Origin of the sequence: Pleurocapsa sp. CCALA 161, assembly GCF_003003995.1 — a bacterium.
GTDB lineage: Bacteria > Cyanobacteriota > Cyanobacteriia > Cyanobacteriales > Xenococcaceae > Waterburya.
The window spans coordinates 1-26,866 of record NZ_PVWF01000007.1 but is presented as its reverse complement, the minus strand read 5'-3'; the positions used below and the strand labels follow the sequence as shown (position 1 = coordinate 26,866).

The 26,866-nt window shown below is 38.7% G+C and carries 25 protein-coding genes and 1 pseudogene; 17 read left to right on the top strand and 9 right to left on the bottom strand.

Features of this window, described 5'->3' with window-relative positions:
• Nucleotides 1-57: 57 nt before the first annotated feature.
• Complete coding sequence (locus C7B62_RS03165) at nucleotides 58-423, bottom strand: tetratricopeptide repeat protein (RefSeq protein WP_106233163.1); 366 nt, start codon at nucleotides 421-423, stop codon at nucleotides 58-60.
• 13 nt (nucleotides 424-436) lie between these two features.
• On the opposite strand from C7B62_RS03165, the gene C7B62_RS03160 reads away from it, so the two are divergent.
• On the top strand, nucleotides 437-2,530 hold the full coding sequence (locus tag C7B62_RS03160) for a nucleotide-binding protein (RefSeq protein WP_106233162.1): 2,094 nt from the start codon (nucleotides 437-439) through the stop codon (nucleotides 2,528-2,530).
• Between the two features lie 174 nt (nucleotides 2,531-2,704).
• Here the strand turns inward: C7B62_RS03160 and C7B62_RS03155 are convergent, their stop codons facing one another.
• The 3 genes and pseudogenes from C7B62_RS03155 to C7B62_RS26780 form a co-directional block, all read right to left on the bottom strand.
• Nucleotides 2,705-3,274: a Uma2 family endonuclease gene (locus tag C7B62_RS03155; protein ID WP_106233161.1), complete on the bottom strand. Its 570-nt coding sequence runs from the start codon at nucleotides 3,272-3,274 to the stop codon at nucleotides 2,705-2,707.
• 297 nt (nucleotides 3,275-3,571) lie between these two features.
• Nucleotides 3,572-4,030, bottom strand: a complete 459-nt coding sequence (locus tag C7B62_RS26785) for a lipopolysaccharide biosynthesis protein (protein ID WP_255413983.1) — start codon at nucleotides 4,028-4,030, stop codon at nucleotides 3,572-3,574.
• Nucleotides 4,031-4,033: 3 nt separating this feature from the next.
• Nucleotides 4,034-4,543 (bottom strand): annotated as a pseudogene (locus C7B62_RS26780) (oligosaccharide flippase family protein); the annotation flags it as partial.
• Between the two features lie 15 nt (nucleotides 4,544-4,558).
• On the opposite strand from C7B62_RS26780, the gene C7B62_RS03140 reads away from it, so the two are divergent.
• The 6 genes from C7B62_RS03140 (at nucleotide 4,559) to C7B62_RS03120 (ending at nucleotide 9,189) form a co-directional block, all read left to right on the top strand.
• Entirely contained in the window at nucleotides 4,559-5,647 is a 1,089-nt protein-coding gene (locus tag C7B62_RS03140) for a glycosyltransferase family 4 protein (protein WP_106233159.1), read from the top strand.
• A complete protein-coding gene (locus C7B62_RS03135; protein ID WP_106233158.1) occupies nucleotides 5,610-6,428 on the top strand; it encodes a PIG-L deacetylase family protein in 819 nt (272 codons plus the stop codon). The genes C7B62_RS03140 and C7B62_RS03135 overlap by 38 nt, the downstream gene beginning before the upstream one ends.
• Complete coding sequence (locus C7B62_RS03130; RefSeq protein ID WP_106233157.1) at nucleotides 6,425-6,685, top strand: hypothetical protein; 261 nt, start codon at nucleotides 6,425-6,427, stop codon at nucleotides 6,683-6,685. Before C7B62_RS03135 ends, C7B62_RS03130 begins: the two co-directional genes overlap by 4 nt.
• Nucleotides 6,675-6,842, top strand: a complete 168-nt coding sequence (locus tag C7B62_RS25575; RefSeq protein ID WP_158260619.1) for a hypothetical protein — start codon at nucleotides 6,675-6,677, stop codon at nucleotides 6,840-6,842. The genes C7B62_RS03130 and C7B62_RS25575 overlap by 11 nt, the downstream gene beginning before the upstream one ends.
• A gap of 159 nt (nucleotides 6,843-7,001) precedes the next feature.
• Nucleotides 7,002-8,291, top strand: a complete 1,290-nt coding sequence (locus C7B62_RS03125; protein ID WP_106233156.1) for an O-antigen ligase — start codon at nucleotides 7,002-7,004, stop codon at nucleotides 8,289-8,291.
• A gap of 166 nt (nucleotides 8,292-8,457) precedes the next feature.
• Entirely contained in the window at nucleotides 8,458-9,189 is a 732-nt protein-coding gene (locus C7B62_RS03120) for a phytanoyl-CoA dioxygenase family protein (RefSeq protein WP_233219788.1), read from the top strand.
• Between the two features lie 4 nt (nucleotides 9,190-9,193).
• Here the strand turns inward: C7B62_RS03120 and C7B62_RS03115 are convergent, their stop codons facing one another.
• Nucleotides 9,194-10,138: an SDR family oxidoreductase gene (locus C7B62_RS03115; protein WP_106233154.1), complete on the bottom strand. Its 945-nt coding sequence runs from the start codon at nucleotides 10,136-10,138 to the stop codon at nucleotides 9,194-9,196.
• Nucleotides 10,139-10,418: 280 nt separating this feature from the next.
• Here C7B62_RS03115 and C7B62_RS03110 point away from each other — a divergent pair, with 280 nt between their 5' ends.
• The gene (locus C7B62_RS03110) at nucleotides 10,419-11,117 is read left to right on the top strand and encodes a hypothetical protein (RefSeq protein ID WP_106233153.1); all 699 of its coding nucleotides are present in this window, start codon (nucleotides 10,419-10,421) and stop codon (nucleotides 11,115-11,117) included.
• 81 nt (nucleotides 11,118-11,198) lie between these two features.
• On the opposite strand, the gene C7B62_RS03105 is transcribed toward C7B62_RS03110, so the two are convergent.
• The 3 genes from C7B62_RS03105 to C7B62_RS03095 form a co-directional block, all read right to left on the bottom strand.
• Entirely contained in the window at nucleotides 11,199-12,686 is a 1,488-nt protein-coding gene (locus C7B62_RS03105) for a M48 family metallopeptidase (protein ID WP_158260618.1), read from the bottom strand.
• A 207-nt stretch (nucleotides 12,687-12,893) separates the two neighbouring features.
• On the bottom strand, nucleotides 12,894-13,427 hold the full coding sequence (locus C7B62_RS03100) for a DinB family protein (RefSeq protein ID WP_106233151.1): 534 nt from the start codon (nucleotides 13,425-13,427) through the stop codon (nucleotides 12,894-12,896).
• A 145-nt stretch (nucleotides 13,428-13,572) separates the two neighbouring features.
• The gene (locus tag C7B62_RS03095; RefSeq protein WP_106233150.1) at nucleotides 13,573-13,938 is read right to left on the bottom strand and encodes a hypothetical protein; all 366 of its coding nucleotides are present in this window, start codon (nucleotides 13,936-13,938) and stop codon (nucleotides 13,573-13,575) included.
• Between the two features lie 226 nt (nucleotides 13,939-14,164).
• On the opposite strand from C7B62_RS03095, the gene C7B62_RS03090 reads away from it, so the two are divergent.
• The 6 genes from C7B62_RS03090 (at nucleotide 14,165) to C7B62_RS03065 (ending at nucleotide 20,596) form a co-directional block, all read left to right on the top strand.
• Nucleotides 14,165-14,971, top strand: a complete 807-nt coding sequence (locus C7B62_RS03090; RefSeq protein WP_106233149.1) for a class I SAM-dependent methyltransferase — start codon at nucleotides 14,165-14,167, stop codon at nucleotides 14,969-14,971.
• Between the two features lie 47 nt (nucleotides 14,972-15,018).
• Nucleotides 15,019-16,149 carry a chromate transporter gene (locus C7B62_RS03085; RefSeq protein WP_106233148.1) on the top strand — a complete coding sequence of 377 codons (1,131 nt, stop codon included), beginning with the start codon at nucleotides 15,019-15,021 and terminating at the stop codon, nucleotides 16,147-16,149.
• 260 nt (nucleotides 16,150-16,409) lie between these two features.
• The gene (locus C7B62_RS03080; protein WP_106233147.1) at nucleotides 16,410-17,054 is read left to right on the top strand and encodes a DUF1361 domain-containing protein; all 645 of its coding nucleotides are present in this window, start codon (nucleotides 16,410-16,412) and stop codon (nucleotides 17,052-17,054) included.
• Between the two features lie 181 nt (nucleotides 17,055-17,235).
• Nucleotides 17,236-17,661: a fluoride efflux transporter CrcB gene (crcB, locus tag C7B62_RS03075; protein ID WP_199194041.1), complete on the top strand. Its 426-nt coding sequence runs from the start codon at nucleotides 17,236-17,238 to the stop codon at nucleotides 17,659-17,661.
• Between the two features lie 241 nt (nucleotides 17,662-17,902).
• The gene (locus C7B62_RS03070; protein ID WP_199194040.1) at nucleotides 17,903-19,330 is read left to right on the top strand and encodes a sulfatase; all 1,428 of its coding nucleotides are present in this window, start codon (nucleotides 17,903-17,905) and stop codon (nucleotides 19,328-19,330) included.
• 414 nt (nucleotides 19,331-19,744) lie between these two features.
• On the top strand, nucleotides 19,745-20,596 hold the full coding sequence (locus C7B62_RS03065; protein ID WP_158260617.1) for a metallophosphoesterase: 852 nt from the start codon (nucleotides 19,745-19,747) through the stop codon (nucleotides 20,594-20,596).
• A gap of 27 nt (nucleotides 20,597-20,623) precedes the next feature.
• On the opposite strand, the gene C7B62_RS03060 is transcribed toward C7B62_RS03065, so the two are convergent.
• On the bottom strand, nucleotides 20,624-22,786 hold the full coding sequence (locus C7B62_RS03060) for a histidine kinase dimerization/phospho-acceptor domain-containing protein (RefSeq protein ID WP_106233143.1): 2,163 nt from the start codon (nucleotides 22,784-22,786) through the stop codon (nucleotides 20,624-20,626).
• A 554-nt stretch (nucleotides 22,787-23,340) separates the two neighbouring features.
• Between C7B62_RS03060 and C7B62_RS03055 the strand changes: the two genes are divergently transcribed.
• From C7B62_RS03055 to kaiC, 3 genes are all read left to right on the top strand, one after another.
• Nucleotides 23,341-24,300, top strand: coding sequence for a circadian clock protein KaiA (locus C7B62_RS03055; RefSeq protein ID WP_106233142.1), 960 nt, complete (start codon nucleotides 23,341-23,343; stop codon nucleotides 24,298-24,300).
• 106 nt (nucleotides 24,301-24,406) lie between these two features.
• Nucleotides 24,407-24,715, top strand: a complete 309-nt coding sequence (kaiB, locus tag C7B62_RS03050) for a circadian clock protein KaiB (protein WP_106233141.1) — start codon at nucleotides 24,407-24,409, stop codon at nucleotides 24,713-24,715.
• Between the two features lie 109 nt (nucleotides 24,716-24,824).
• Nucleotides 24,825-26,414 carry a circadian clock protein KaiC gene (gene kaiC, locus C7B62_RS03045; protein ID WP_106233140.1) on the top strand — a complete coding sequence of 530 codons (1,590 nt, stop codon included), beginning with the start codon at nucleotides 24,825-24,827 and terminating at the stop codon, nucleotides 26,412-26,414.
• The last annotated feature ends 452 nt before the right edge of the window (nucleotides 26,415-26,866 follow it).

Sequence of the window (26,866 nt, the reverse complement as noted above, 5' to 3'; positions counted from 1 at the left end):
AAGGATAAACGCTCGCTTTCAATGTAATTTTGGCTAGGACAACTTAGCTCACTTGATTTATTTAAAAGGAAATTCTTTGAAGTCAATGAAATTCTCAAGAAGCTTTTTTAACATGAGATCAACCTCTGCTGCCAAGGCTCTACCCGCATTACCTTGAGCTAGATATAGCTGTCTAGCTTTTTCTAAATTAGTTCTGGCTAATTCATCTTTGTCTAGCTTATCGTAAGAAACCCCACAACTTTTGTAAGCCTTGGCATAATTAGGGTCGATTTCAATTGCTTGAATGTAGCTGGCGATCGCTAATTCAGATTTTCCTTGCTGATCGTAAGACCTTCCGCGGATTCTGCAAACATCGACATTATTAGGTTCGATTTCAATTGCTCGGTTAAAGTCAGCGCTCGCTTTTTTTATAACAAATATCATCTTAAATCTTTAAATGAACCAATTTACCGATCTTTTTCCAGACGATTGCTCTAGCGGTAAAACTATTGGAACTAATACAACTAGCAATGTTCTAAGAGCAGGAATAGATCGCGAAAAAGCGATCGCCATTGATAATCATGCTTTGCGTTTTAAACCTTTAATTCAGCCAGGCTGGGGAAGACAGGGTATTGCCTACGGGCCATATCAACGCCAAAATGGCTTGGCTGTAGCGGTACTTTTGCTTAACGGTCACAATACTTCTCAAGCCGAAACTATGGAATGGCTCTATAAAAGAATTCCCCGTTGGTTAAAGGGCAGTGAAACTGAATCAGTGAGCAAACGAGTTTTAGCTTGGTTAAATAGTAGACAAAAGCAGGGAACAGTAAGACGTTTATTGGGTTGGGTGCGGATTTGCGCAGAAGTAACTAAATTTTTTCCTTTAGCGAAAATTGACGATAATCTAGCAGTTGGTTGGTTTGCCGATGTAGTTCCTGACAACCCGACTCAAGGTAATAGTTTCGTGGTGCGCGCTACGGGGGCAGAAAACGGCGAGTTGTTAGCTTCAGTGGGAAATATAGGAACTAATCTATTATCTGTGTTTCGTGGACTGCAAAACGTTCCTGTATATTATGTGGTTATTTTAAGGGAACAGGGTGCAGCTTACTACGCCGCTTCTTTACCACAGGTGCGTGGTTTACCAGCTTATCCTCAGTTACGTCCAGTAGCCATCGATGCTGTTAATGCTGAAGCATTTGTCTATGCAGGTATCCATCAAAGTGTTCTCGGTCAAGTTGGCTTTCGGGCTGATACTAGAGTTTATGGAGTCAAAACTGAAACGGTTACAGGTTTAGCTTCCTGGTATGGAACCGCTCATGCAGCCGATGCTCTTTTAGGGCTGGAAAATATAACAACTACGAGTGCTGAAGTAGGCGGAAGCTGGCAAGTCTTATCTGGTAGTCTAGAGCGTACTCAAGAAGGTTTGGTGGCGACAGAAAACCATAGTTTAGCTATTCTTGCTCCTCAAACAACCTCTGGGCTATTACATCTCAAAATTTTGGCGGGAGATCAACCAGCAAATTTAGGCGTAATTTGGAGATTTCAAGATCGGGATAATTATTGGTGTTGTCGTCTCAATCACCAACAAGTTTGTCTTCAATTAATGGAAGCTGGTCAAACTAAAGAAATATTTGTCAGTAAGGATGATTTTATTGGTTCAAATAGCATTACATACCTGCAAATTTTAGATGACGGACAAGAGTTAAGAATTTATCTTAATGGTAAACTAGTTGGCGATCGCACAGTGCAGCCAGAGACTAATTGCATTTTTACAGATGAACGCTTGGCAACTGCCACAGGAGTTGGTATTGCTATATTTGAAGCAAATTCAGCTTTGTGTCTACAAAATTTTGAAGCTCATCCTCGTACCGTTTCTCTGCCTACTCTCGATTTAGGATTACCTTGGTGGCATGAAGGAACAAAGCTAATTATTCAAGATGACTTTCAAGTTGGGCAGGGAGATTTAGCTGGTAAAACTACCCAATTAGGCGATCGCCTCTGGCAAAAAACTATCGGTAAAGGTGTGTTTAAAATTCAGTCTGGCATTGCTCAAGTAAACGCTAGCGTTGAGCATCCCAACCCAGGGCGCACCGCTTATACTGTAGCTTGGGACAATCCTATTGCCGATGTATCAGTAACCATTTTGCCTCCAGGAAAAGAACGGGGACAGGGAGAAAAAGGTCGAGCTGGTTTGATTTTTATGCAGGATCGAAATAACTACATCATTATTAATACTTGGCTGGATGATTTTTATGCAGGAGAGTCTATTTCCTGTTTTTTCCGTCTTGATGGTTTTGAAGAAATCTATGACGCGGTATGGTCAAATATTGGTCAGGCGATCGCTTTTGGAAAGCCTTACACCCTCAGAGTTGTTTTTGATGGTAATAATTACACAGTACAGGTTAACCATCAAACTGTTTTGTATCGCGCCCTTACTGATGTCTACCCTTGGGCTAGTCCCTTAAAGATTAATCGTCTGGGCATTGTCGCTAATTGGGAATGGGGCGATGATACGGGTAGCGGCTTTAGTGATTTTATGGTCAGTAAATAAGCTAGATTGTTAGCAAATGAGTTTTTTATTTAATGTAGGTTGGATTCATACACGAAACTTAACCTTAAGTAAACAAACACAATCTGATTGTAATATTTTTGTCTCTATAAACATCATTTCATTTCTCAATCATAGTAAGCGATTATAAGTCCTACTACATAGAGAATCAATCTCTTAGCTTCTTTGTAGTACTTCCTCGGCTGTTAAATCATTTTTGGTTAATAAGGGTGAGTAAATGCGATCGCTGCCTCGGTAAACTTTTTCCTCATAAAAACCTTCGATCAATTCCAAAATCGTTACCTGTTGTTGAATCGGATCGACGATCCAATATTCAGTAATTCCTCTGGCTGCATATTCACTGCGTTTGTAACGATAGTCTCGTTTTTCTTGATTAGGACTGACAACTTCTACAGCAAGTAGAGGCGGTGGCATATCCATTAACACGATCGATCTACTCGCGCCTTCAAGAACTGTTGCTAATTCCTCGGATAATACAAGTAAATCTGGTAAACGCACAGATACTCTTGCCCCACTAACTGCTACCTCTGTCTTCATGGTCAATCGATAGGAGGGAATACCTTGTTGAAGCAAATATGCTAACAAAAACATGGCAATTCGACGATTGATTTCGCTCTCAGAAGGCATCCAGATTAGTTCTCCATTTTCTAGTTCATATAAATTATCTGTGCCATCATCATAAGCAAGGAACTCTTCTAGAGTCATTTTCTGAGTAGTAATGGTCATTTCTATACTTCCTGCAATTTATTTGACGATCCTAGCATTTGGCTTTCCCATGTGATTGTATCCTGCAAGATTCTGCAATTTTTCCATAAGTTTGAGCAGGAAAATTATCTAAACCCGATAATGCTCCCATAAAAATTACTTTTGGATTTGTTCCTTGACGTAGGACGGGTAACAACGATTTAACCAGTCGAATCGGTGCTAAAAGGTTTACCGCGATAACATTCTCTATGTCTTCATCCAAACATCGTTCAAAAGAATACTCTTTAAATTAGCATCAGTTACTTTTGAGAATTGGTATTAATTTTTCTCGCTATTCTTTTGTTGTCTATAAAACCAGCCGACAGCGATCGCCAAACAGATCACACGGAAGCTTTCAGAACTTAATGTTGCCCAAACTGCACCTTTCCAAGAATATAAAGGAATTAACCAGAAATTTAAGCCCACATTTCCTAAAGCAGTGGCTACTTGAATCGCGCTACGAGTTTTCTGAAAACCAGCCCCTGTGAGGGTATCTGCTAACAGCAACTGGATTGAGCCAATAATCGGCATCGGTGCTAACCAACGTACTGTGGCGATCGCATTGTAATATTCATCCCCTAAAATATAAGTTATCCAAGGGGCGAAGAATATAAATCCTACCAAAGAGCAAACACCGTAAATGGCGATAAAAGGTAGTAAACGTTTGGTTAAATTTAAACAACCTTGAATACCTTTTGCTCCCTCTTGAAAAAATTTCAAATAAGAGGCGGATAACACGGCATAAACAGGAATACTGCTCACCTGGATTAAACGGTAGGCTGCGCCATAAATACCTGTTGCTTCTAAAGTAGCCATGCTTGCCAGCATGGTTTTATCGATATCAGAATTGATGTTGTAGGCAGATTCGCCGATAGCAAAGTAAACTCCTTCATTAACCATGGTGGGAATGGCTTTTGGTGCTGCTTTAGGTGAACCTAAAGTTTTACTTACCCAAATAAACCCTACTACTGCTGTAATTAGCGCACTCAATAAATACAAGTAAGACCACTTTAATAAAGAGGGCTGTTCAAAAGTTGTTAATAATATAGCTGCAAATAATTTTGTGACTGTACTAATAATTTGGAGTAAAGAAGAATTCTTGAGCAAGTTCTGAGACATGAACGCCTTAGCACTAACTATAAACATAGCTAAACCAGTTAAATTTGCTAATAAAATGCTTAAGATAGCAGGAAGATTTGTAATATTTCTAAATATTAAAGGCGAGAATAAATAAGTAATTAAAGTTAATAATAAACTAGTGACTAATTGTTAAAAATTCCCCGAAAAATCGTTAGTATCATAAATTTTAAGAGTAGGCTGCCATACTTTGGTTCTGCTTGGTTTAATTTTGGGTATGGTTGGCAAATTGCTAAAGATACTGCGCGTCGTCAATGTGACATTATTCATATTCACAACTTTTCCCAGTTTGTGCCGACAATTCGCGATCGCAACCCAGAAGCAAAAATAATTTTGCACCTTCATTGTGAATGGGTTAACCGACTTGATCGAGAAGCGATCGCTGCTCGTTTAGCTCATGCAGATTTAGTGATTAGCTGTAGCGACTATATTACTAATAAAATCAAAACTCGTTTTCCTGAATATGCGGGAATTTGTAAGACCATTAATAATGGTGTCAATATCAATTATTTTGTTCCTAATCCGCAGGATCGCCCCCAGCATGACACAAATGCACCACAACTACTCTTTGTTGGTCGTATTTCTCCAGAAAAAGGTGTTCATGATTTAATTGATGCTTTTATTAAGATAACCGAGCAATACCCCCAGGCTGTTTTGACCATTGCAGGACCACATCTGATAGTCGCCAAAGCATTGCTGTGCGACTTGCAACCCGAACCTGAAGTGCAGGCTCTTAAATACTTTTATAGCATTGATTATCTGGAGCATCTTAAAAGCAAAATTCCCGCTCATTTAAGTTCCCAGGTGATTTTTACTGGTTCACTCCATCAACAAGAGCTATTACCCTACTATCAGCAAGCGGATGTTGTGGTTAATCCTTCCTTGAGTGAAGCCTTTGGCATGAGTTTGGTGGAGGCAATGGCTACGGCGACTCCCGTGGTTGCAACCAAAATAGGCGGAATGCCCGAAATTGTGGATAATCGTGTTACTGGTTTATTGGTAGAGCCTGGAAACCCACAAGCCTTGGCGGATGCAGCTATGAAATTAATTTCCCATCCCGATCGAGCAAGAGAAATGGGAACAGCGGGTAGAAGAAAAGTTTGGCAACGTTATTCTTGGTCAAAGATTGCCGAAAATTTAATTGACACTTATGCAGCCATTGGCGTAGAGCTAGAATCTAATGATACTCAAAAAGCAGTTGCGCGATCGCTATCTTAGGCAAATCAATCAGCTTAAACCTCTATCAGCAGAAGATTTAGCAGCTTCAGCTATTGTCTTTTCACCTCACCAGGATGATGAAACTTTAGGCTGTGGGGGAACGATTATTCGTAAACGGGAAGCGGAGGCTGAAGTCAAGATTGTCTTTATGACCGATGGCAGTCGTTCTCACGATCGCTTTATTCCCCCAGCCGAATTAATTGTGCTGCGCCAGCAAGAGGCAGTTCAAGCGGCTCAAACCCTGAACGTTGAGGCAGAAAATGTGGTGTTTTTGGGTTTTCGTGATGGGGAATTACAGCAGTCATTAAAGATGGCGATCGCTCAAGTTCAGGAATTATTAATTCAAAACCAGCCTCAGCAGGTGTTTATTCCCTATCTGCGCGAAACTCATCCTGACCATTTAGCCACTAGTCAGATTGTCTTGGCTGCATTAACCAACTATCACTCAGAAGTTACCATTTATGAATATCCCGTATGGTATTGGCATCATTTTCCCTGGACGCGAAGCGATCGCCACTCACATCTTAACTATCTTAAATCTAGTATCAAGGCAAAACTAGGGTGGCAATTAATTCAGGAATTTAATTACCGTGTTGGGATTGAGTCAATTAAGTCACAAAAACAGCTTGCTTTGGCTCAACATCAAACTCAAATGAAACGTTTAATTGACGATCCAAGTTGGGGGCTACTTCAAGATGTCTCTAATGGAGAGTGGCTTAATTGTTTCTTTCAAAGTCAAGAAATCTTCCGTCGTACGCTCAATACAGGAGCAAAATTATGATTAAACAAGCAGTATTTCGTCTTTTAACCCTTTTCCCCGTCAACGTTTTGGAAAGTTTAGCTAGTTCCAACCCCAGTTCTTTAAAATATCGCCTGGCTAGTGCAGGTTTACGACAGCGAGATGTAGCGGTGAGAAATGGCATAGCTCAAGGGTTAAAGTTTAACACAGGGGAATCTTGTCCTGAATTAGCGTTGGGTACTTACGAAGTTCCGATTCAAAAGATATTTACGCAATATCTCAAAAACGGTGATTTATGAAATCGATGATGGCGATCGCATTGCTTACGAACGCAAGTATCAAGAATTAGCCAATTTTTTCGAGCAGTTAAACTATCGAGTTACTCAAATAGAAAACTCTTACGATACAATTGACTGGTGTGTCGGTCATGCGATCGCTACTCCGCTCTCTGAGTAAAATTATTGTTGGTCTTGATTATTTAAAAATTACTGTTGAAGGTATAAAATAGCCAGAACTTATTGTACCTTTAGTAAAATAGTAAAAAAACTTAGGTAGATTTTTTGAGCTTAATTATTTATCTTCAACAGCAATTAAATTTATTTGATCTTGATTTTTATGAGTAGTGTATATCTACCAGCAAAAAGCCAAAGCAACGCCCTCAGAATCTTTGAAGCACTTTTTTCAATATTTTCTTTAATTCATATTTCAAATGCTATCACGCCCTTGATTCTAACCAAAGGAGTCAATGAGGGAGACGGTGTGGATATTAGTACCTTCGATTTATCCATTAATGCCAAAATCTCAATTTTAATTTATCTGACAACTTGGTTGTTGCTCACAGTTAGATGGAAAAGGACTTTGTCAGTGCTTTCGCGGAACAAATTGATTTGGATTCTGATGGGAGTTATTTGTTTTTCTTATTTTTGGTCGGTAAATCCAGATCAAACCTTAAGATTTGCTCTTTATGCCCTGGGAACTACTAGTTTTGGACTATATTTGGCAATTCGCTATACTCTCCGCCAACAACTAAGTTTGCTGGGCTGGACTTATGGATTATTATTAATTCTCAGTCTTTTGCTGGTAGTTGCTATACCTCAATATGGATTGATGGCTGGAGTTCATGAAGGTGCTTTAAGAGGTGTATTTACTCACAAAAATCAATTTGGAGCTTTTATGGCTCTTGGCAGTGTGGTTTTTTTCTTAAATGCGATTCGAGGGGAAAAGCTCAGTTGGATTTATTGGGGATTATTGGCTCTTGGCTGTGGATCTATGGTGATGTCTCAATCGACAACTGCCTTGGCTACTTTTTTAGTAATGCTAATGTTATGCATCATCTATCGTATTTTTAGATGGCGATACGAAGTTATGCTTTCAGCAATATTAGCCGTCACTATCATAGGTATTATTGCCCTTATTTGGGTTGCTGGATATATTGGTGCCGATTCTTTCTTTAGTTCACTCGGCAAAGACTCAACTTTATCAGGCAGAACAGATATTTGGGGATATGTTTGGGATCAGATTCAATTGCGACCTTGGTTAGGTTATGGACTAGCTGCTTTTTGGAATGGTTATGAAGGACCTTCAGGCTACGTGCAGTTGGCAATGAGAATAGCTGTAATTTATGCTCACAACGGATTTCTAGACATTTGGCTTTCCATCGGCTTGATTGGTTTAAGTGTTTTCCTGGCAGGTTTTTTAATCACTAGCAGACAGTCTTTAGCATTACTGAGAAAAAGTAATACTCCAGAAGGGTTTTGGCCTTTGTTACTTTTGACTTATATTTTGCTTTCTAATTTGACCGAGGGTACTATAACCACGATGAATAGTTCTTTTTGGGCAATCTATGTAGCCGTATCTTACTCCTTAGTCATTGCCAAGAAAAATTACTATGTCATAGAAAAGTAATGCTAAATTTTCCAACTTTTGAATCTAGAGTGAAAAGGCATTGAATAATGCCGTTCAGCAACATAAGCCATTTATGCAACTTCAAGACTTTAAAATTAAATCCAAAAAAGCTGTTCTCAAAACAACAAAATTAATTTCTCATCGTTTCGGTTTTTCTAGAGTAAATATGTCTGATCATGACCGCGTTGTTTTCGATCTTAAGGGTTACCTGGTTAAACCCGCCGTACTTAGTCAAAATGAAATAGAGGTTATTAGAGAGTTTACACTGCGCCAAAAAAATAACCCTCAATCCCTATCTCCTCATGAGCGTTATTTGCCAGGAGGGCCTTTTGCTCAACTAATCGATCATCGGGAAGTCATGAATGTGTTACTAAACGTCATTGACCCAGATCCCGAAAAAATTCGCTTAGAAAATGTTTTTTTGAGCTATCGCCAGCAAGGGGAAGGGGAATGGCGACCTCATGCGGGGGGACGTACTACCAATCCTAACTATGCCTACAATTTCCATGATGGACGGATTTATGCAGGTATGGTGCGAGTGGTTTGGGAATTGAATGAAGTTTTAGAAAATAAAGGCGGCACCTGTTTTATTCCTGGTAGCCATAAAGCCAACTATAATATACGCACCAATCCTGTTAAGAGTATAGATGCCCGAAATTCAGGATTATGGGAGAGCTATGGTTGTCCTGCGGGGTCTTTAATCATTTTTTCCGAAGCAGTGCGCCATTCTGCCGATTTTTGGCAAAATTCTCAATCACCTCGGGTGGCAATTTTCTGTGCCTACAATCATATCAATGTACGTCATCATAAGCCAGACTTCAAACCAGAAGTTATTGAGCAGCTAGCACCCAAACATCAACGCTTCTTTCGAGAAGTATATCATCCTCAATTTGATTAAAGTCTTACTTAAAAGTGAGTTTTTTAACGAGCCAGTCGGAAAGACTGGGAATGGTTAAATTCTGAAAATCTCCTTCAACTTGAGTATAACCATCCATAGGTTCATATAAATTATTTTGACCATGAGCCGATTTGGGTTCTGAGGTACGCTGTCCCGAAAAGCCAATAGCAACCAATATAGCATCCATCAATTCTGGTGAAAGCTTTTGGCAAAGATCTAAGATCCTGCCCACATCACCAACGATAAAATCGCGGGTAGGATGTTCGGCTGTGTGCAGAATAGCTTGGGCTACTAGCTTGGGCGAATAGTAAGGAGGTAATCCTGTCGGTTTTACTCCCAACTTAGTTAGTACGTGGTTGTAAAAAGGAGTATTAATTACTGCTGGTTTAATACTAGTAACGCTAATTGGTATTTGATCGTGTTGTAGTTCTACCCGCAAGGATTCTAGAAAGCCTTCTAAACCATGTTTGGCTGTAGAGTAGGGGCTTTGGAGGGGCAAGGCTCGTCTCCCTTCCATTGAAGAAATATGAATCATGGCGCCTCTGCCTGATTGCTTGAGATAGGGTAGTGCTGCCATTGCTCCATACACCTGTCCCATTAAAGTAACATCAATAACTCGCTTAAATTCTTCTGGAGTAATTTCGGCAAAAGGAGCGAGAATTCCACTAGCAGCGCAATGTACCCAAGTATCCAACCTGCCATACTGCTCGACGGTATAATCAGCGATCGCTTGTACTCGTTCAAAGTCTGCTACATCACCCGTAATGGCTGTAGCCTCGCCGCCAAAAGCCTGTATTTCTGTCACTAAAGAATTTAATCCTAGTTGATTTCGGGCGGAGACGACTACCTTAGCTCCCTTACTGGCAAACTGTATTGCTGTTTCACGTCCAATACCACTAGAAGCTCCAATGATTGCGACTACTTGTTGGGAAATTGGTTTGAGTTGCATGGGGATTTCTTTTGAAACTGCGAATGAAAGTTAAACATGATTATTGTTTACAATCTATTCTTTGTTTACCGCTTAAATCCTCTATCAAAAGCAATGAAAGCAATCAAGATCCCCAGCGAAAAAGCGATCGCTTCTGAAGAAAGATAGTCCTAGCTTGCTCTGTGTATATACAATCGAATTTACCATAAGTTATCTATCCTTAGATATATATATAATTATGAAAATAAGGTGAATCAAACTAAAGCCAGACAATTCACTTCCACATAAATTTACAATTTAGATGCCATTGTTTAACTCTGCCAAGCCAATTATCCGTCGTAAACAGCACGCATTAGATTTTCAGGATCGTCAAGGACTACTAAAACTAAGATTGCAGATTAGCAATAAGACTTTATTTCAGAATATTTATACGAGAATTGACCAGGTTTTTATGGTTTGGGGCTTAATCACCGCAGTTATCTTTTTCACAGCTCAGTTTGCGCCGATTGACTGGGTAACACAAGCTACTTTTTGGTCTATATTAACCGTAGTTGGTACGGCAGGCATGACTATGCTCACCCATTTTTGGGTCAAAGTTGAACGGTTGCGCTGGGTTCTATACGCCTGGATAATCCTGATGCTTGGTGGTGTAGCTATTACCAATTTTGGCATTTACTGTGGTTCTGGGACAGTTTTGATGCACCTATGTCATTTATGGCTAGGTTTGAGCGCCATGGGTTATTTTTGCACAGGAATTGGATTGCGATCGCGTGCCTTTATTGTGTCAGGATTATTTCATATTCTGGGAATAGCTATCTTACCTTTTTGTCTAGGCTGGCAATTTCTCGCCACTGGTTTATTAATGAGCGCCAACTTATTGATGTTTGCAGAGACTCAATGGGATATGCGTCCACCAATTGATAATTACAGCATCTTAACTGAGGAACAAAAAGAATTTAATCGAGAACAATATTTAATTCGTCAAGCTGAATCTGGATAGGATTTTCTGAGGGGGCGAACTGCTGTTCGCCCTCTCTTAGTTTCTCTGAGTTATGGTTAACTAGATAGTAGATCCTAGATCCTACCGAGGAAATACCTGGCGATAAGCATCTACACCTTCATAACCATAGCGGTTATAACCATTAGTCTGAATCAACTCTTCTAAATAACGCATTCTTTCTTCTGAAGCAGGGTGACTGGACAATAAAGTTGCTCCACCACCAGATACTTTCTTGAGTTTTGCCATCACGTTATATAAGCCATCGGCTGAATATCCCGCAGCGTCTAATACTCTCAAACCCAAAATATCGGACTGTTTTTCTTTATCGCGACTAAATTTCTGACTTAAAAGTAATCCTCCCACATTAGACACTGCACCTGCCTCGTTGCCCAACACACTGGAGATTAAATTAGCAGCTGTACCAGTTAAAGCACTCTCCCCAATCTGCTTATAGCTATGAGACAAAACAGAGTGAGCTATTTCATGGGCTAACACCCCTGCTAATTCCGCCTCAGAATCCATTAACTCTAGCATTCCTGTATGAAAAAATATCTTGCCTCCTGGCAGAGCAAAAGCGTTAGGAGTGGGGTCTTCAATAATATTGAATTCATAATCAAATTCATCTCGACCCATTAATTTGGCTAATTTTTGCCCAACATCATTAATATATTTGAGTTGTTCGTTATTATTGACCATCTGGGATTGAGCCTTAATATTCTGAGCAAAAGACTGTCCTGCTGCTTTTTCTCCTGCCAATAAAACCTGACCAATTTCTAACGCACCAAATTCGTTTCCTGTAGCTACCTGACCAATAGTACCGAGAATCCCAGAAGTAGTAACTTTACTGTTGAGCTTTTTTTTGTACTGAGCAAAATACTGATTGGCTGCTTCTTGATAAGCTTTACTGTTGGGATGATTAGGATTATTAAAAGCAAATTCTCGCGCTGCAATAGAAGCTTCTAAGGGTTGATCATAAAGTAATAACAAATCAATCTTGGTATCTAAAACATCTTCTCTAGCAGGATACATTTCTGAAGCTTTTTCAATTACTTCTAAAGCGGGTTCCTCTTCGCCATATAAATCGTGAGTATCTGCAAGTAAGATATGACCAGGAATAAAACCAGGATTGTCTTTAATCAAACTTTGTAATGGCTCAAAAATTTGGGCTGTCACTTGCTCTGGTAATTCTGGGTCATTTTTTATAGCAGTATTAATATTTTGCCAAGATTGTTGTCCTCTAGCATCTAGCTTGCCCGCGTCATCAAAGGCAGAAGGAAAAGTTTCTGTTGAATTAAATGCAGGCTTGACGCGCTGTTGAATTTCTTTTGCTTGATTAAGATTGCCTTGGCGATAAAAGTTATCTGCCTCAGATAAATTTTGATAGTAGTTGTTATCAAAATTTAATTGTTGATATACCTGAGCAATGGTGAATTGGGCAGTCTTATCTAATGCCTGACTACTGATATTTTTAAATCCTGGGCTTTGAGCATAAACTAAGTTATTTGTACTAACAGCTATGGCAAATCCAGTGATTAGAGCAATTAGCGTCTTTTTGTTTATTTTATTCAAATAAAACATTATCAAGATATAGGTTTAATAAATAGCTATAACTTTTTTTATTTTAAAATATATTAAAGTACTTTAACCAAAATCATTAAGTTTCAGCCTACTGCTAAATAAGATTTCTATTAGTTTTTGAGGGCAGAAAAGAGGAAAAAAAAGCGACTAAGTATTTTTGCTGATCTCCTAAGTTAGGATTGCACTTACTTAAAAGTCTTATTGCTCAGGAATAATCTTCAATAAGTCTGTCACGCCCAGATCTAATCCTTGCTGGCTAATTAATGTAGAAGCTTGTCCGCGATGGTGGGTTTGATGATTGAAAAAATGATGTATTAATTGACCAAAGTTTTTTTGGTAAGAATTACCTTTAGTATCGGTGTATGAAAGGTCATCTTCTAAATCTTGAGAATTTATTTCTTCACACCAATTAATAATAATATTGTCTAACTCTTGTCTTAATTGATTTAGCGTTTCTAGATTATTAGCTACAGTTTGGTTTAGCGCTGTATAGCTAGATAATTCTGGTAATGGATTAAGACTTGGATACTTTTGGGGATGTTGTGCAAATCGTCTTAACCAAATAATATCCGCTACATAAATATGATTGAGCGTACCAAAGAGCGAGCCAAAAAATGTCCCTTGATCTTGTTTAATTTTATTGTCACCCAATTGTTGAGCAGCTTGATAGATCTTCTGATTCATCCATTGATTGTATTGACTCATTAACTTCAAGTTAGATAATAAACTCATGAGTACTATCTGCTGCTATTTCAATGGTGAAGATGGATATTTAAGCCTGTTCATTGGCTCTCAGAATATTTTTGATCTTTCCAGCTACTTTGAGAAATTGGTATACTTATGCGATCGCCCTTTTTAAGAAGCGATCGCTTTGGGTTTATGTATTTAAATTTGATTCAGAGGTGATAGGACGATTTCCGTCAATATCTAAAGTATCAACTATCTGATATTTATTAGCCATAATGGGACGAGTGCCATCTGCTTCAAAAGTATCGACAACCTTAACCTCACTATTATCAACAGGGCGTTTTCCATCTACTTCAATTACTCCATCTGCATCTAAACTACTATTAGGTGTGGAAAGCGCTTCCTCATTTTGGCTGTTGGTGAGCAAGAAATCTGGGCTTTGGGCGATCGGACGAACTCCATCTTCTTCGAACGTCTCGGCTATTTCAATCTCTCCACTAGCAATTGGACGAGTACCGTCTTCTTCAAATGTTTGATGATCTTGTTGTTCACTCATAATTACCAGTAAATATTTCAAGCTGCTTTGTTTATACGTTTATAGCAACATATCTGTTAGCCCTGCCAAGTGAATCTAACTAAAGTACTAATAACGTCATCTAAACCCTTTTTGTACTTCAAATTTAATACAGTTTATGTCTTGAAGAGTGTCAAGGACTCTTCAAGGTTGACACATAACCTATAATAAATTACTAAATTTCTCAGTTAAAAGTGTAGGTTTGGTCATGAATAGTGCCGAAAAGAACATATCTGATTTTTACAACACGGTTGGTTGGCAATCAGAAGGAGATATATACGAAGACACCAAAAGATATGAAGATCTGCGCGAACTAGCTCAAGAATATAACGACAAATGCCGACTAAGAGTAGCAAGGCACATTCCTCCTCAAGGAGATAAGATGCTGGATATGGCATCTGGACCTATTCCCTATCAAGAATATTTAGATTATTCGCAAAATTTCCAGCAAAGATATTGTGTAGATTTATCAGCGCAAGCTTTAGCTGATGCAGAACGAAAAATTGGCGATCGCGGGGTATTTTTACACGGTAGCTTTTTTGAGCTTGAATTAGCAGAGAACCTATTTGATTGTGCTATTAGTCTTCACACCATCTATCATATAGACAAACAAAAGCAAGAAGAAGCGGTCAGAAAGCTAATTGCGGTCACCAAACCAGGTCAACCAATAATTATTGTCTATAGAAATCCCCACACTTTAATTGAGTATTTTGTGTCCCCCTTGCGTCAACTGAAGCGAATCTGGAAAAAGTTAAGTAATACCACTATTAAAGAAGAAGAACTATATGGCTTTACTCATCCAATTAGCTGGTGGAATCGCTTTGAGGATGAAGCTGAAGTTAAGATATTTCCCTGGCGTTCTTTTTACTCCCATCACCAAAAAATTTTAATTCCCAATAATAAACTGGGGGAAAAAATGTTTACTCTTTTATACAATCTTGAGGAAAAGTTTCCTAATTTCTTTGTTCAGTATTTTCAGTATCCGATGATCGTCTTGAAAAAAAATGATGGCTGAAATAGAGTAATTTTATGGGAAAAAATTAACTCTCTGTGTAACCCATAATGAGTCGTCATCAACAAAATCAACGATTAAAAGAACTCGCTCAGGTGTTTCTTCGCCTAGGCGCGATCGCCTTTGGCGGCCCTGCTGCACATATCGCTATGATGGATGATGAGGTGGTCAAACGGCGACAGTGGATGAGTCGAGAGAATTTACTAGATTTAATTGGGGTAACTAACTTACTTCCTGGCCCTAACTCCACAGAATTAGCAATTCATATTGGCTACGAACGCGCAGGTTGGGCAGGTTTGCTGGTGGCAGGAAGTTGCTTTATTCTCCCCGCAACGGCTTTAGTCTGGTTACTAGCAATAGTTTATGTTCGCTATCAAACTGTACCTCAAGTAGAATGGTTGCTTTACGGAATTAAACCAGTAATTATTGCGATCGTGCTTCAGGCATTATGGAAACTGGGTAAAAAAGCTGCCAAAGATAATCCCACTAGAATTGCGGGAATTGTCGCGATCGCTAGCTATTTTGCTGGATTTAACGAAATTTTATGCTTGCTCTCGATCGCCATTGCCGTGATGCTAATTAAGAACTGGCGCTATGATCGGGGGACAAACAACGGACTATTACTTCCTTTAGGAATGTTGGCAGCAGGAAAAGGGACAATTATTGGCTGGGGCAGCGTTTTTTGGTTTTTTCTGAAAATTGGCAGTATTCTTTACGGCAGTGGCTATGTTTTACTGGCATTTTTGCAACAAGATTTAGTGGAACGCAATCATTGGCTCACATCTCAACAGCTTTTGGATGCCGTGGCGATTGGACAAATTACACCAGGGCCTGTATTCACTACGGCAACTTTTGTCGGCTATTTACTAGCAGGAAATGCAGGAGCGATCGCTGGAACAGTAGGAATTTTTTTACCTGCTTTTTTGCTGGTGGGCATAATCAACCCTTGGGTGAGTCGATTACGTCAATCTCCTTGGACTGGAGGATTTTTAGATGGTATCAATGCTGCATCCTGGGGATTAATGGTTGGAGTTACCTATATTTTAGGACGCGCTGCACTTATAGACTGGTTGACTGTATTGTTGGCAATTTTCAGTGCGATCGCCGTATTTCGCTTTAAAATGAACTCCGTCTGGCTAGTAATTGCTGGAGGAGCGATCGCGGTTATTTTACATCTATAGGACTTACGCACCCAGTTTTCGTTTGAGACTGGGAAAAGGTTAAGGGGTAAAGGTTAAAGGATTTATTTTTCCCTTTGTCCTTTAACCTTTACCCCTGTCAAGACTTGATTTTTCGTTTCACTGCGTAAGTCCTAATCTATTAGGCTGGATCGGTTAAAAAAATTCCTGATTGTTGATCGTCCCCAAAACCAGTTATTAACATTACTAAAATTAAATAAGGTATTACACTAGAATAATTTATTTTTTCGCCCAAGATTAAAATGAAATCCATACTTGCCAATGCCTTTGAAGCATTTAATCAACATAGTGGCTGGATTGTTTGGAACTTATTCTTAGCTTTTATTCCTCTAGCTCTTAGCTTGTGGTTATTTACTAGATTTCCCAGACGTGGGGCGAGAACAGCTCGGCGATCTCCTCTTTGGTGGGTGGGGTTGATTATTTTTATTGCTTTTCTGCCTAACGCTGCTTATTTGCTGACTGATATCATACATTTGATTGAGGCAATTCGCGCAGGTTACTCAATTTGGGTCACTACTTTGATTTTTATTCCCTTACATTTATTTGCCATATTTATCGGCTGGGAAGCTTACGTAATTTCTTTGCTCAATCAAAGTCGTTATCTTGAAAAACAAGGTGCTAAAAAATTTGTTTTAGCCAGCGAAATCCTAGTTCATGCTCTGTGTGCTGTAGGAATCTATCTAGGTAGATTTCTCCGCTTCAATAGTTGGGATTTTGTGATTAAGCCTGATATTGTCTTGGTTTCGGCGATCGACAATTTAACTACTAAAAAACCTTTACTGGTAATAATTATTACTTTTATTATTTTGACTGTACTTTATTGGCTAACCAAACAAATTACTTTGGGTATTTTATGGCGAATACACAATTATAAAATAGATAAGTAGTCAGGCATGATTAATTTAAAGACTGAGGTGAGGTAGTGGAGTAGTGGAGTAGTGGAGATAGGGGAGAAAAATAAGAATCCGTTATTTTATATTTAATTCCCCCCAGCTACTTATTAAAGCTTATTTTAATTATTAAAGCCCATAAATTTTCTCATAATTGTAGCTAATACCAATTCTCAAAGTGTTTCAAAAACCATCAATTCGTAATTCACTTGCCGTTAGTTTAGGGGCAATTGCAGGGGCTTTAAGTCGTTACTATTTAAGTATTTGGGTAGCTAAAACTCTGGGTACAGCTTTTCCCTACGCTACTATGTTGGTTAATTTAACCGGCTCATTCTTGATGGGGTTAATCACAACATTAATTTCAGAAAGAACACTGTTGATTTCTCCCGAAATTGGTTTATTAATTACTGTTGGTTTTTTAGGCTCTTACACTACTTTTTCAAGTTACGAACTCGATGCTATGAATCTTTTGCGAGGATCTAGCTGGCAAACGCAAATGAAACTATTTTGGGTACTAAAGGCAATTGCTTATTGGTTAGGAAGTGCCATTTTAGGTTTTCTTTGTCTCTACATAGGAATTCTAGTTGCCAGAGCGGTGAGATAACCTAAAAGTTTGGAAGAACATTAATATTTTAATGATAAAAATTAATCCCCATAAATTCCAGTTCTTTACAATGTTTCGGCAAAATTGATTACTCGACTAGTTATTTCTGAAGATTGTTTCTTAATGAGCAATTTTTTCAGTTATTTGAACATCATCTTGTGAATAAGGAGCATGTACGAAAATCTTGACCAAATTATTAAAGTTTAAGTATTCGCTTAGTCTGAGTCTCAGTTTGATAATTGTGATTTTCATTGCTAGTATGCCTTGGGACATAACTGCTACTAAGGCAAACAATTCACCTAACATTGTCTTGATCCTAACGGACGATCTTGATAATGCTGAGGTTGACTATATGCCCCAGGTAAAATCGTTGATGGTTGATGGAGGAGTTAGCTTTAACAACTATTTTGTCAATGTTTCCCTTTGCTGTCCCTCTAGAGCAACTATTCTGCGTGGTCAATACGCCCACAATACAGGGGTTTATAGCAACAAAAAGAGCGACGGCAGCTTTATCTATTTTTATCGCCATGGGTTAGAAAAATCGACAATAGCCACTTGGCTACAGCAAAAAGGCTATCGTAATGCTTATATCGGCAAATACTTTAATGGTTATCCTCGCCAAGCCCCGAAAAATTATGTACCTGCGGGTTGGGATGAATGGTCTAGTCCCATTTATGATAGTGGCTATATGGGCTACAAATATACTTTAAATGAAAATGGCTCTTTCGTTGAATATGGCGATCGCCCTGAAGACTACAGTGCTGATGTTTATACTAGTAAAGCTCAAGAGTTTATCAATCAAGCAGCCAAGGATCGGCAACCCTTTTTTCTCTATCTTGCCTATTTCGCCCCTCACCAACCAGCAATTCCCGCACCACGTCACAGTGAGCTATTTCCTGATGTTTTTGCTCCGCGCACGCCCTCCTTTAATGAAGCAGACGTTGAGGATAAGCCCAAATATATCCGCGAACTTCCTTTATTAAGCCAGGCACAAAAAAATCGGATTGATCGACTCTATCAAAAAAGATTGCGATCGCTACAGGCGGTAGATGAAGGATTAGTGACTCTAGTAAACACGCTTAAAGCCAACGGTCAATTAGATAATACCTATATTATTTTTACCTCAGATAACGGGTATCATCTGGGGCAACACCGACTGCCTCCCAACAAAGAAACGGCTTATGAAGAGGATATTCATTTACCTTTATATGTCACAGGGCCAGATGTTCCTATGGGGGAAACTAGAGATCAAATTGTGGGAAATCTCGATTTAGCTCCTACTTTTGCCGAACTGGCAGGGGCAGACACCCCAAATTTTATTGATGGGCGCTCTCTTGTTCCCTTGCTTCGCCGCCATATACCGATACCTGCTCAATGGCGACAGGTTTTTTTCCTACAGCATAAATTAAATCGTCAAACGATTCCTATAATCCCTGACTATAAAGGTCTGAGAAGTTCAAACTGTACCTATGTTCAATATGCTACTAGTGAGCAAGAACTCTACAACCTCAGACAAGATCCTTATCAACTAGAAAACTTGGCTAATGTAATTCAGCCTCAAGTAATTAAAGAATATGCTAAACGCATGATTAATTTAAGTAGTTGTCACGGCAAAACCTGTCGAGAAAGGGATCTTAAACCTCTGCCAGACTGTAGTATTACTCAGTAGAGATGCATCATAAAAAGCTTATTCTTCTATAGCCGTACAAAATTAGCGATAGATAATCAGGGTGAGCCGCTCGAAGGTAGTCCTAAAGGATAAGCGAAGCCCTAAAGGATTCCCTTCGGTCACGCGCGGTCTTGGGCTTTGCCCAAGTATAGCGACTGCTTCAAGAAGCTTCGCAAATAGGTAGTAGGTATCAGTTAAACAAAACATCCTAACATTTTCTAGTATTTGCTATATTTGGAACTTTCGCGATCGCCCGATAAAGTTTCTCAAAAAATATACAAATAATTATGCTTAGTTACTCAATGATTGTTTGCTCAGTAATATTACTACAATTCAAAACTTGTAAAGAAAGAATACTATAGAAGAGCTTTTTCTCTTATTCAAAAATATTTAAATATTTTGATTATGCTGAATATGAAACATCTTCAATTTCGACGCAAAATTAAAAGATGGCTTAAACAATCAGCATTAATAACCGTTATTTTATTTCTTTGCTGCTACATTTACGGCATAAAAATAGAGCCTAATTGGATCGAAGTTGTGCCAATTCAACTAACAATTCCTCATTTAGATCCAGCATTTGACCAATTTAAAGTAGTTCAAATCAGCGATCTGCACAGTGGTAGATATATGCCCGAATCTCGGTTTGCCAGAATTATCCAGTTAGTTAACCAGCAGCAGCCTGATGCGATCGCTATTACGGGAGATATTGTGAGCAAACATAGCCGTTTTCAGGCAGAGAAGCTACAGCAGCAGTTAAGTCAGCTTCAAGCAAAAACAGTCATAGTAGCGGTTTTGGGAAATCACGATCATTCTGAAAAAATAAAATTGCTCAAACGAATTCTGGTGCAAAGTAAAATCGATAATTTAGATAATCAGGTTTATATTGTCGAGCGCGGGTCAAAAAAACTAGCTTTTGCAGGAATAGACGATCCTTATTGGGGTAAACCAAATTTAAACAAGATTCTCGACCATCTACCTGAGCAAGTCCCTACGATCTTTCTAGTTCATGAACCAGATTATATTGAAACAAGTGCCAAGACTCATAAATTTGCTCTACAACTATCGGGTCATTCTCATGGAGGACAGATTAGAATTCCTTTTTTCGCTCCTTTAGTATTACCCTATGGCGGTCGAAAATACTTTGTAGGATTAAATCAAGTTGAAGATACTATCACCTATACTAATCGTGGTTTGGGTATGACTAATTTACCGATGCGAATTGGCAGTCGCCCAGAAATTACAGTTTTTACCCTCCATAGCTGACTAATCCCTGCTGATTGCTCATTCTCATTATCTAGATTTGCTCGCAATCTGAATGACCTGGATTAAGTCGTCAACATTACACTGTTGAGCAGAAATTAAACAAGGATAGACATTTAGACCTTTTATTTGGTTGGCAGCTTCCGTAGTTTTCGTATCCAGGGTGATCAAAGGAAGATTAGCAAGGTGTTCAGATTTTTGGAGCGATCGCAAGTAAAGACTTGGTTGTGCAATCTGATAACCATTTAAAATGATAGCGTCAAGTTGCCAAATACGAGCTAGATTATGAGCTTGTTCTAAGCTATCGGCTTCAATAATGCGATGTTGATAACCAGTTTGCTCTACATAATTATCTGACCAACTCTTGAGATTGAAGTTTGAGCTACAGCTCTGGCTTGCTTGAGAATCGATAACTTCTAAATCAGGATAAAGACAGAGAATAGTTAGATTTGTTGTGCTGTTGGCAGCAGATTCGTCTGAGAGTTGAATTTTCTTTTTGGGCAACAGTAAGGTAAATTGGCAACTTGTCGTCGAGCAAGCATGAGTCACTTTCGCTTCCAGTGGTTTGGATAAGCATTTGGCAATCATCAAGTTTAAACCTGGGTTTGCTGTGGTGGAAATTGCTTCCCCAGTAATCATTACTGCCGTGAGTTTGGATAAGCTTTTAACCTGAATCTTTAATGGCTTAATAGTTGCGCTACCATCCACTGCTTCCAGCATCAAATGAGACAGTACAGAGGATAAAAGCAATTTATTGGCGATTACGCTCCGCGTACCCTTCGGGATCGCTATTTCACTACCCAGCTCAATACTCAACTTGAGTTGAGGAAGATCAACTGCCGAGTTCAATCTTGCCTGCATTGAGTGAACTTTGGTTAAAACTTCTTGGTGAAGCTGGCGACAGAGAGATTCTAAGTCAATTAATTCTAAGTCTCTTGGCTGATCAGTAATTAAAGCGGTTAACTGCAATAGATCATCAACCACCCCGATCATTTTTTTGCCACTACGGTAAATTAATTCTGCATAGCGAGCCTGACGCTGATTGAGATTGCCGAGTTTTTCTCCTTGAAGTAAGCCGATCAAACCTATGATGCCCGTTAACGGTGATTTAAGCTCATGACTCACGTTAGCTAAAAGCTGATATACAGATATTTCTGGAGTAGATGTGGAATCATTAGCCGTTGAGGCAAACTTGATCTTAGGAGTGGCTAAGACTAAATTGTGTGACTTTTCTGTTGCTGTCTGCTGGTGACTATCCTGCGGATCTGTTTCGCCAGACGCGCCAGTTAATTCTTGAGGAAACGAAGTTATCTGCCCTAAAGGACTAGTTGCACCTCGCGCAGCAGTATTCTCCTTGAGGAGTTGTTTAGGGCGATCGCTAATCAAAGGTATATTTAAGTAATTCCAGCTTGATATCTGGGTAATTTCAATATTCAAAGAATCTTGGTCTGATTCTAATTCTTCACTCACATCTAAGCGAATCGAACTAGATCGACTATTTTGTGGATCGGCTGCTACGGAGTCTTCTTGTCTATCGATCAACCATTGTGTCATCTCGTTTAGCTCAACTTCAGAGGATGCTGATTGATTCTCTATCATTAACCGTTGCCAAAGTCGATTAGTATAAATTACTTGCCCTTCTGGTGTCTCGATCTTGCTGGGTAGAGCGATCGCCTCCAGCAAAGTAGTTAGGTAATCTAGACTTGGAGATAATTGTCTATCCTCCACTGCCCAAGATGCCGATGCTAAGTATTCAATAATTTTGTCTTTGTTGAGTCTTCCCTGTAACTCTCCTTGTTGATTAACAATTAAACAAACTTGCTCTTGGGTGAGTAAACAGCTGTATTTTAAATAACCCAGAAACTCGTTTAGTTTGGTATCAGCTTGGTATACCATTGCTGGCTTGATCAAGGTTTTTACCTCTGGAATCAATCGATAGCTCTTGTTTTGCTGATGCATATAATTTCGAGGATGACTAGTTACTCTCAAGCGACCGCCTAGCCAAACTTCAGCAACTAAAGATAATAAATCCTCAGAGTTAATTATCCCCCAACCTAATTTACCCTGAGAAATTGCCAGCATTTTACAATTTGAATGCTGAAAAATACTCAATATATTGCCCAAATCTGTATCTGGTTGACAAATCGGCAGCGGATCGATAAATTCTTTTAGAGAGCAAGAATGATTAGACATAAGTAATTAAACTTAAAACATATTGTTTATATTATTTGAATACAAGTTCAATTCTTTAAATAAGCATTCACTTGAATTTAAACTTAATTGATTCGCTCAAATTTAAAAAAATTCTATATTTAGCCAGCTTTGAAATGATTAATAAGCTTTTATGACAATATTTTTCCCACTTATTATCTTATCTCTCAAACTTAAGTCACAGCTTCAAGTAACAAAAAACTGGCATCTTGATTTAGCATTCTGTTTAATTTAAATCAACATTTTCTTAAAAATTAAACTTCGCTTTAATCAAAAATTGAGTTGATACGAAACATAATAGTGTTTTTTGTCAATAAAATGCATTCGTCTTTGGTAATGTTTTATTACAATCTGCAAAAATTAGCATTAAATGTTAAATTTTTATTAAAGAATGAAATTTTAAAGTTATTTCGTTCTGATTTTTACGTCGTCGTGCCTAAGCATCTTACGCAACGCTTGTCCTACAATGACTACTGCTAGACTTCAGCATCAAATTAAATTTTTTTGTTTATAAGTATTAACCTTTGCCTTCTACAATGTTAGACCATCAAGATAATTATGTTTCGCTCGAAACTACACCAACTAAGTTACAAGTCTGCTTGTTTGCGACTCAGCAGCCACTACAGGATTGGGTTAGTAAATTGTTGAATGGCGATCGCTACGAGCTGAAGTGTATTGATCTGATGGAAGATTTGGCTGACTTTGTGATCGATCATAACGAGCAGATTGACTGTCTTGTGTTGAGTTTCAATGAGCATCTCGATTTGGTAATTAATCGGCTTTGGCAAGCAGAAATTTTGCTACCGACAATTGTTATAGAAGCAGAAGCGGGTAGTTGGGAAACCGAAGCTGATGATTTAGCTGCATGCATGATAGATTTAGAAACTAGCAACATTTACCATCAAGCAGAGATTAAGCTTTATCCCAAACAGCTTAAAGAAATAAACTCTTACATAAATCTGGCGATTAATAAATTTATTAGCCTTACCCCTGGTAGTAAAACTGAAATACTTTCTGCTTGCAAACCACATCAAGAAGCAGAAGTACAAAGATCTTTAATTGCCCAGCAACGACGTTTAACGGACAAGTTGAAAGAAAGACTGGGTTATTTAGGTTTCTTTTACAAGCGCAATCCTGATTCATTTTGGCCTAATTTATCTAAACTAGAGCAAAAAGAATTAGCAGCTAAAATCAGTCAAAGCTATCGCCACATATTACTAATTTATTTTACTCATGATACAGAAATCAATAAATTAATCGACGAGTTTGTCGATCGCGCTTTTTTTGCCGACATTTCCACTTCGCAAATTCTCGAAATACACATGGATTTGATGGATGACTTTGCACACCAGTTAAAAATAGAGGGGCGAAATGATGATATTCTGCTAGACTATCGCTTACCTTTAATTGATATCATCTCTCATCTATGCGAAATGTATCGGCGCTCGATTCCTGAATCGGATGCCTCAATGAATTTGCTATTTACAGTAGAATAAGTGTTCAATTTTAAGCTAAATTAATTATTTAAAATATTTTAGTGTTTCTTAAGCAAATTTTTCAATTTATCACTCTAGGATAATAGTTGATAAATTGTTAGGTATTATGGATCAATTTAGAAAAACCTACGTACTGAAGCTCTATGTAGCAGGAAACACTCCGAATTCAGTCAAAGCTTTGAAAATGCTCAAAAACATTTTAGAGAAAGATTTTCAGGGCGTATACGCTCTCAAAGTGATTGATGTGTTAAAAAATCCTCAATTAGCCGAAGAAGACAAGATTTTAGCCACTCCCACCTTATCAAAGGTTTTGCCTCCTCCTGTACGGAAAATTATTGGTGACTTAAGCGATCGCGAAAAAGTGCTAATTGGTTTAGATTTACTCTACGAAGAAATCCGCGAACAAAGATTGTAAAATCAAATGGTTGATTACATGTAAAATATTATACTAATTATTAAATATTGTTTAAAATTAGTTATTATTAATTAATTTTAAACATGGAACATCATTAGTCCTGTTTTAGATGAACGCACCAAATTCCACCGATCAACCTCAGCCAGAAGAACTTGCTTTCCAAGGAGTGCGCAAGACCCGTACGATGATTGAAGGGTTTGATGAAATTACCCATGGTGGTTTGCCTATTGGGCGAACTACTTTGGTCAGTGGAACTTCAGGTACAGGAAAAACTTTGCTGGCGGTGCAGTTTCTCTATCTCGGCATTGATTTTTTTGATTGTCCAGGAATTTTTGTTACCTTCGAAGAATCACCGAAAGACATCATTGAGAACGCCTTTAGTTTTGGTTGGGACTTACAGAATTTAATTGATTGCGGTAAGCTATTTATTCTTGATGCTTCTCCCGATCCTGAAGGACAAGAAGTGGTTGGTAATTTTGATCTTTCTGCGCTAATTGAACGTATTCAATATGCCATCCGTAAATATAAAGCCAAGCTGGTTTCTATCGACTCAGTCACAGCAGTATTCCAGCAGTACGATGCTGCTTCAGTGGTAAGACGCGAAATATTTCGTTTGGTAGCAAGGCTCAAGCAGCTAGATGTCACCTCGATTTTGACCACCGAAAGAGTCGAAGAATATGGAGCGATCGCGCGTTTTGGCGTAGAAGAATTTGTTTCCGACAATGTAATTATTATTCGTAATGTTTTAGAAGGGGAGCGTCGCCGTCGTACGATTGAGATTCTTAAGCTACGAGGAACAACTCACATGAAGGGAGAATATCCCTTTACTATTACTAATGATGGAATTAATATTTTCCCCTTAGGGGCAATGCGTCTTACTCAGCGCTCTTCTAACGTGCGTCGTTCTTCTGGGGTCAAAACCCTGGATAAACTATGTGGAGGAGGTTTCTTTAAAGATTCGATTATCTTGGCGACAGGGGCAACAGGAACAGGCAAAACTCTATTGGTCAGTAAATTTTTAGAAGAAGGCTGTCGTCAGGGAGAAAAAGCAGTATTATTTGCCTATGAAGAATCAAGAGCGCAGCTATCCCGTAATGCTTCTTCCTGGGGCGTAGATTTTGAGGAAATGGAGCGCAAAGGACTATTAAAATTGCTCTGCTGCTATCCAGAATCAGCAGGTTTAGAAGATCACCTGCAAATGATTAAGTCAGAGATTACGGATTTTAAACCCTCACGAATTGCGATCGATTCTCTTTCTGCCTTGGCTAGAGGGGTTACCAATAATGCCTTTCGTCAGTTTGTGATTGGAGTTACGGGTTATGCCAAACAGGAAGAAATTACAGGCTTTTTCACCAACACTACCGATCAATTTTTGGGAGCTAATTCCATTACGGAATCTCATATTTCCACCATTACCGACACTATTATTCTCTTGCAGTATGTCGAAATTCGCGGAGAAATGTCACGGGCAATGAACGTATTTAAAATGCGTGGTTCATGGCATGACAAGGGAATTCGAGAATATGTAATTAGTTCTGATGCTCCAGAAATTCCTTACATTAAAGAATCCTTTCGTAATTATGAGGGAATTATTAGTGGTTCACCATCTCGTGTTTCGATCAATGAGAAAAGTGAACTTTCTCGGATTGCCAGGAATGTTAAAGATATTAATTTAGATGGTGCTAAAGACGATAGATAACAATCAATGAATAGCGCAAGTAGCCCAAAAGAACCTCGGGCTACTTGCAAGAATAGGCTAAGGGAATAAGCATGATGTAATCTGTATTTGTTGATCGTAAGATCATATGAGTTAGAGTACGTTTACTACCTAAGACCGTTTTGATGAAGGGTTGCGCCTTCCCTCGGTAGTAACTAAGTGGAGGAAGCGATAAAAACTCCACACCTAACTAACTCAACTTAACTGTCTAAACTGTCTAAAAACCTGCCAGTTCGCTCTCCTTCGGTTTTCGGCAATGGGTCACAACGGTACAACCCCCATCCAGTAAGATATTTAGTTTATGATTACATTAAACATGTTATGAGAAATTTACTCTAGCAACTTCTGTCATAAGTAATATTGTGACTCGAAGATTTTGCTCAAAAATCAATACCAAAGGTATAGTTCGCAAGTAGCAAATAATATAGCTCTAA

Excerpts from the sequence above, each read along its gene's own strand:
- C7B62_RS03115 (WP_106233154.1), bottom strand. The coding sequence starts at position 10,138 with ATGCAACTCAAACCAATTTCCCAACAAGTAGTCGCAATCATTGGAGCT.
- kaiC (WP_106233140.1), top strand. The coding sequence starts at position 24,825 with ATGAACGCACCAAATTCCACCGATCAACCTCAGCCAGAAGAACTTGCT.
- C7B62_RS03135 (WP_106233158.1), top strand. The coding sequence starts at position 5,610 with ATGATACTCAAAAAGCAGTTGCGCGATCGCTATCTTAGGCAAATCAAT.
- C7B62_RS03165 (WP_106233163.1), bottom strand. The coding sequence starts at position 423 with ATGATATTTGTTATAAAAAAAGCGAGCGCTGACTTTAACCGAGCAATT.
- C7B62_RS03055 (WP_106233142.1), top strand. The coding sequence starts at position 23,341 with ATGTTAGACCATCAAGATAATTATGTTTCGCTCGAAACTACACCAACT.
- C7B62_RS03085 (WP_106233148.1), top strand. The coding sequence starts at position 15,019 with ATGAGTCGTCATCAACAAAATCAACGATTAAAAGAACTCGCTCAGGTG.
- C7B62_RS03060 (WP_106233143.1), bottom strand. The coding sequence starts at position 22,786 with ATGTCTAATCATTCTTGCTCTCTAAAAGAATTTATCGATCCGCTGCCG.
- C7B62_RS03080 (WP_106233147.1), top strand. The coding sequence starts at position 16,410 with ATGAAATCCATACTTGCCAATGCCTTTGAAGCATTTAATCAACATAGT.
- C7B62_RS03100 (WP_106233151.1), bottom strand. The coding sequence starts at position 13,427 with ATGAGTTTATTATCTAACTTGAAGTTAATGAGTCAATACAATCAATGG.
- C7B62_RS03130 (WP_106233157.1), top strand. The coding sequence starts at position 6,425 with ATGATTAAACAAGCAGTATTTCGTCTTTTAACCCTTTTCCCCGTCAAC.
- C7B62_RS03090 (WP_106233149.1), top strand. The coding sequence starts at position 14,165 with ATGAATAGTGCCGAAAAGAACATATCTGATTTTTACAACACGGTTGGT.
- C7B62_RS03125 (WP_106233156.1), top strand. The coding sequence starts at position 7,002 with ATGAGTAGTGTATATCTACCAGCAAAAAGCCAAAGCAACGCCCTCAGA.
- C7B62_RS03120 (WP_233219788.1), top strand. The coding sequence starts at position 8,458 with ATGTCTGATCATGACCGCGTTGTTTTCGATCTTAAGGGTTACCTGGTT.
- C7B62_RS03065 (WP_158260617.1), top strand. The coding sequence starts at position 19,745 with ATGAAACATCTTCAATTTCGACGCAAAATTAAAAGATGGCTTAAACAA.
- C7B62_RS03155 (WP_106233161.1), bottom strand. The coding sequence starts at position 3,274 with ATGACCATTACTACTCAGAAAATGACTCTAGAAGAGTTCCTTGCTTAT.
- kaiB (WP_106233141.1), top strand. The coding sequence starts at position 24,407 with ATGGATCAATTTAGAAAAACCTACGTACTGAAGCTCTATGTAGCAGGA.
- C7B62_RS03160 (WP_106233162.1), top strand. The coding sequence starts at position 437 with ATGAACCAATTTACCGATCTTTTTCCAGACGATTGCTCTAGCGGTAAA.
- C7B62_RS03110 (WP_106233153.1), top strand. The coding sequence starts at position 10,419 with ATGCCATTGTTTAACTCTGCCAAGCCAATTATCCGTCGTAAACAGCAC.
- C7B62_RS03095 (WP_106233150.1), bottom strand. The coding sequence starts at position 13,938 with ATGAGTGAACAACAAGATCATCAAACATTTGAAGAAGACGGTACTCGT.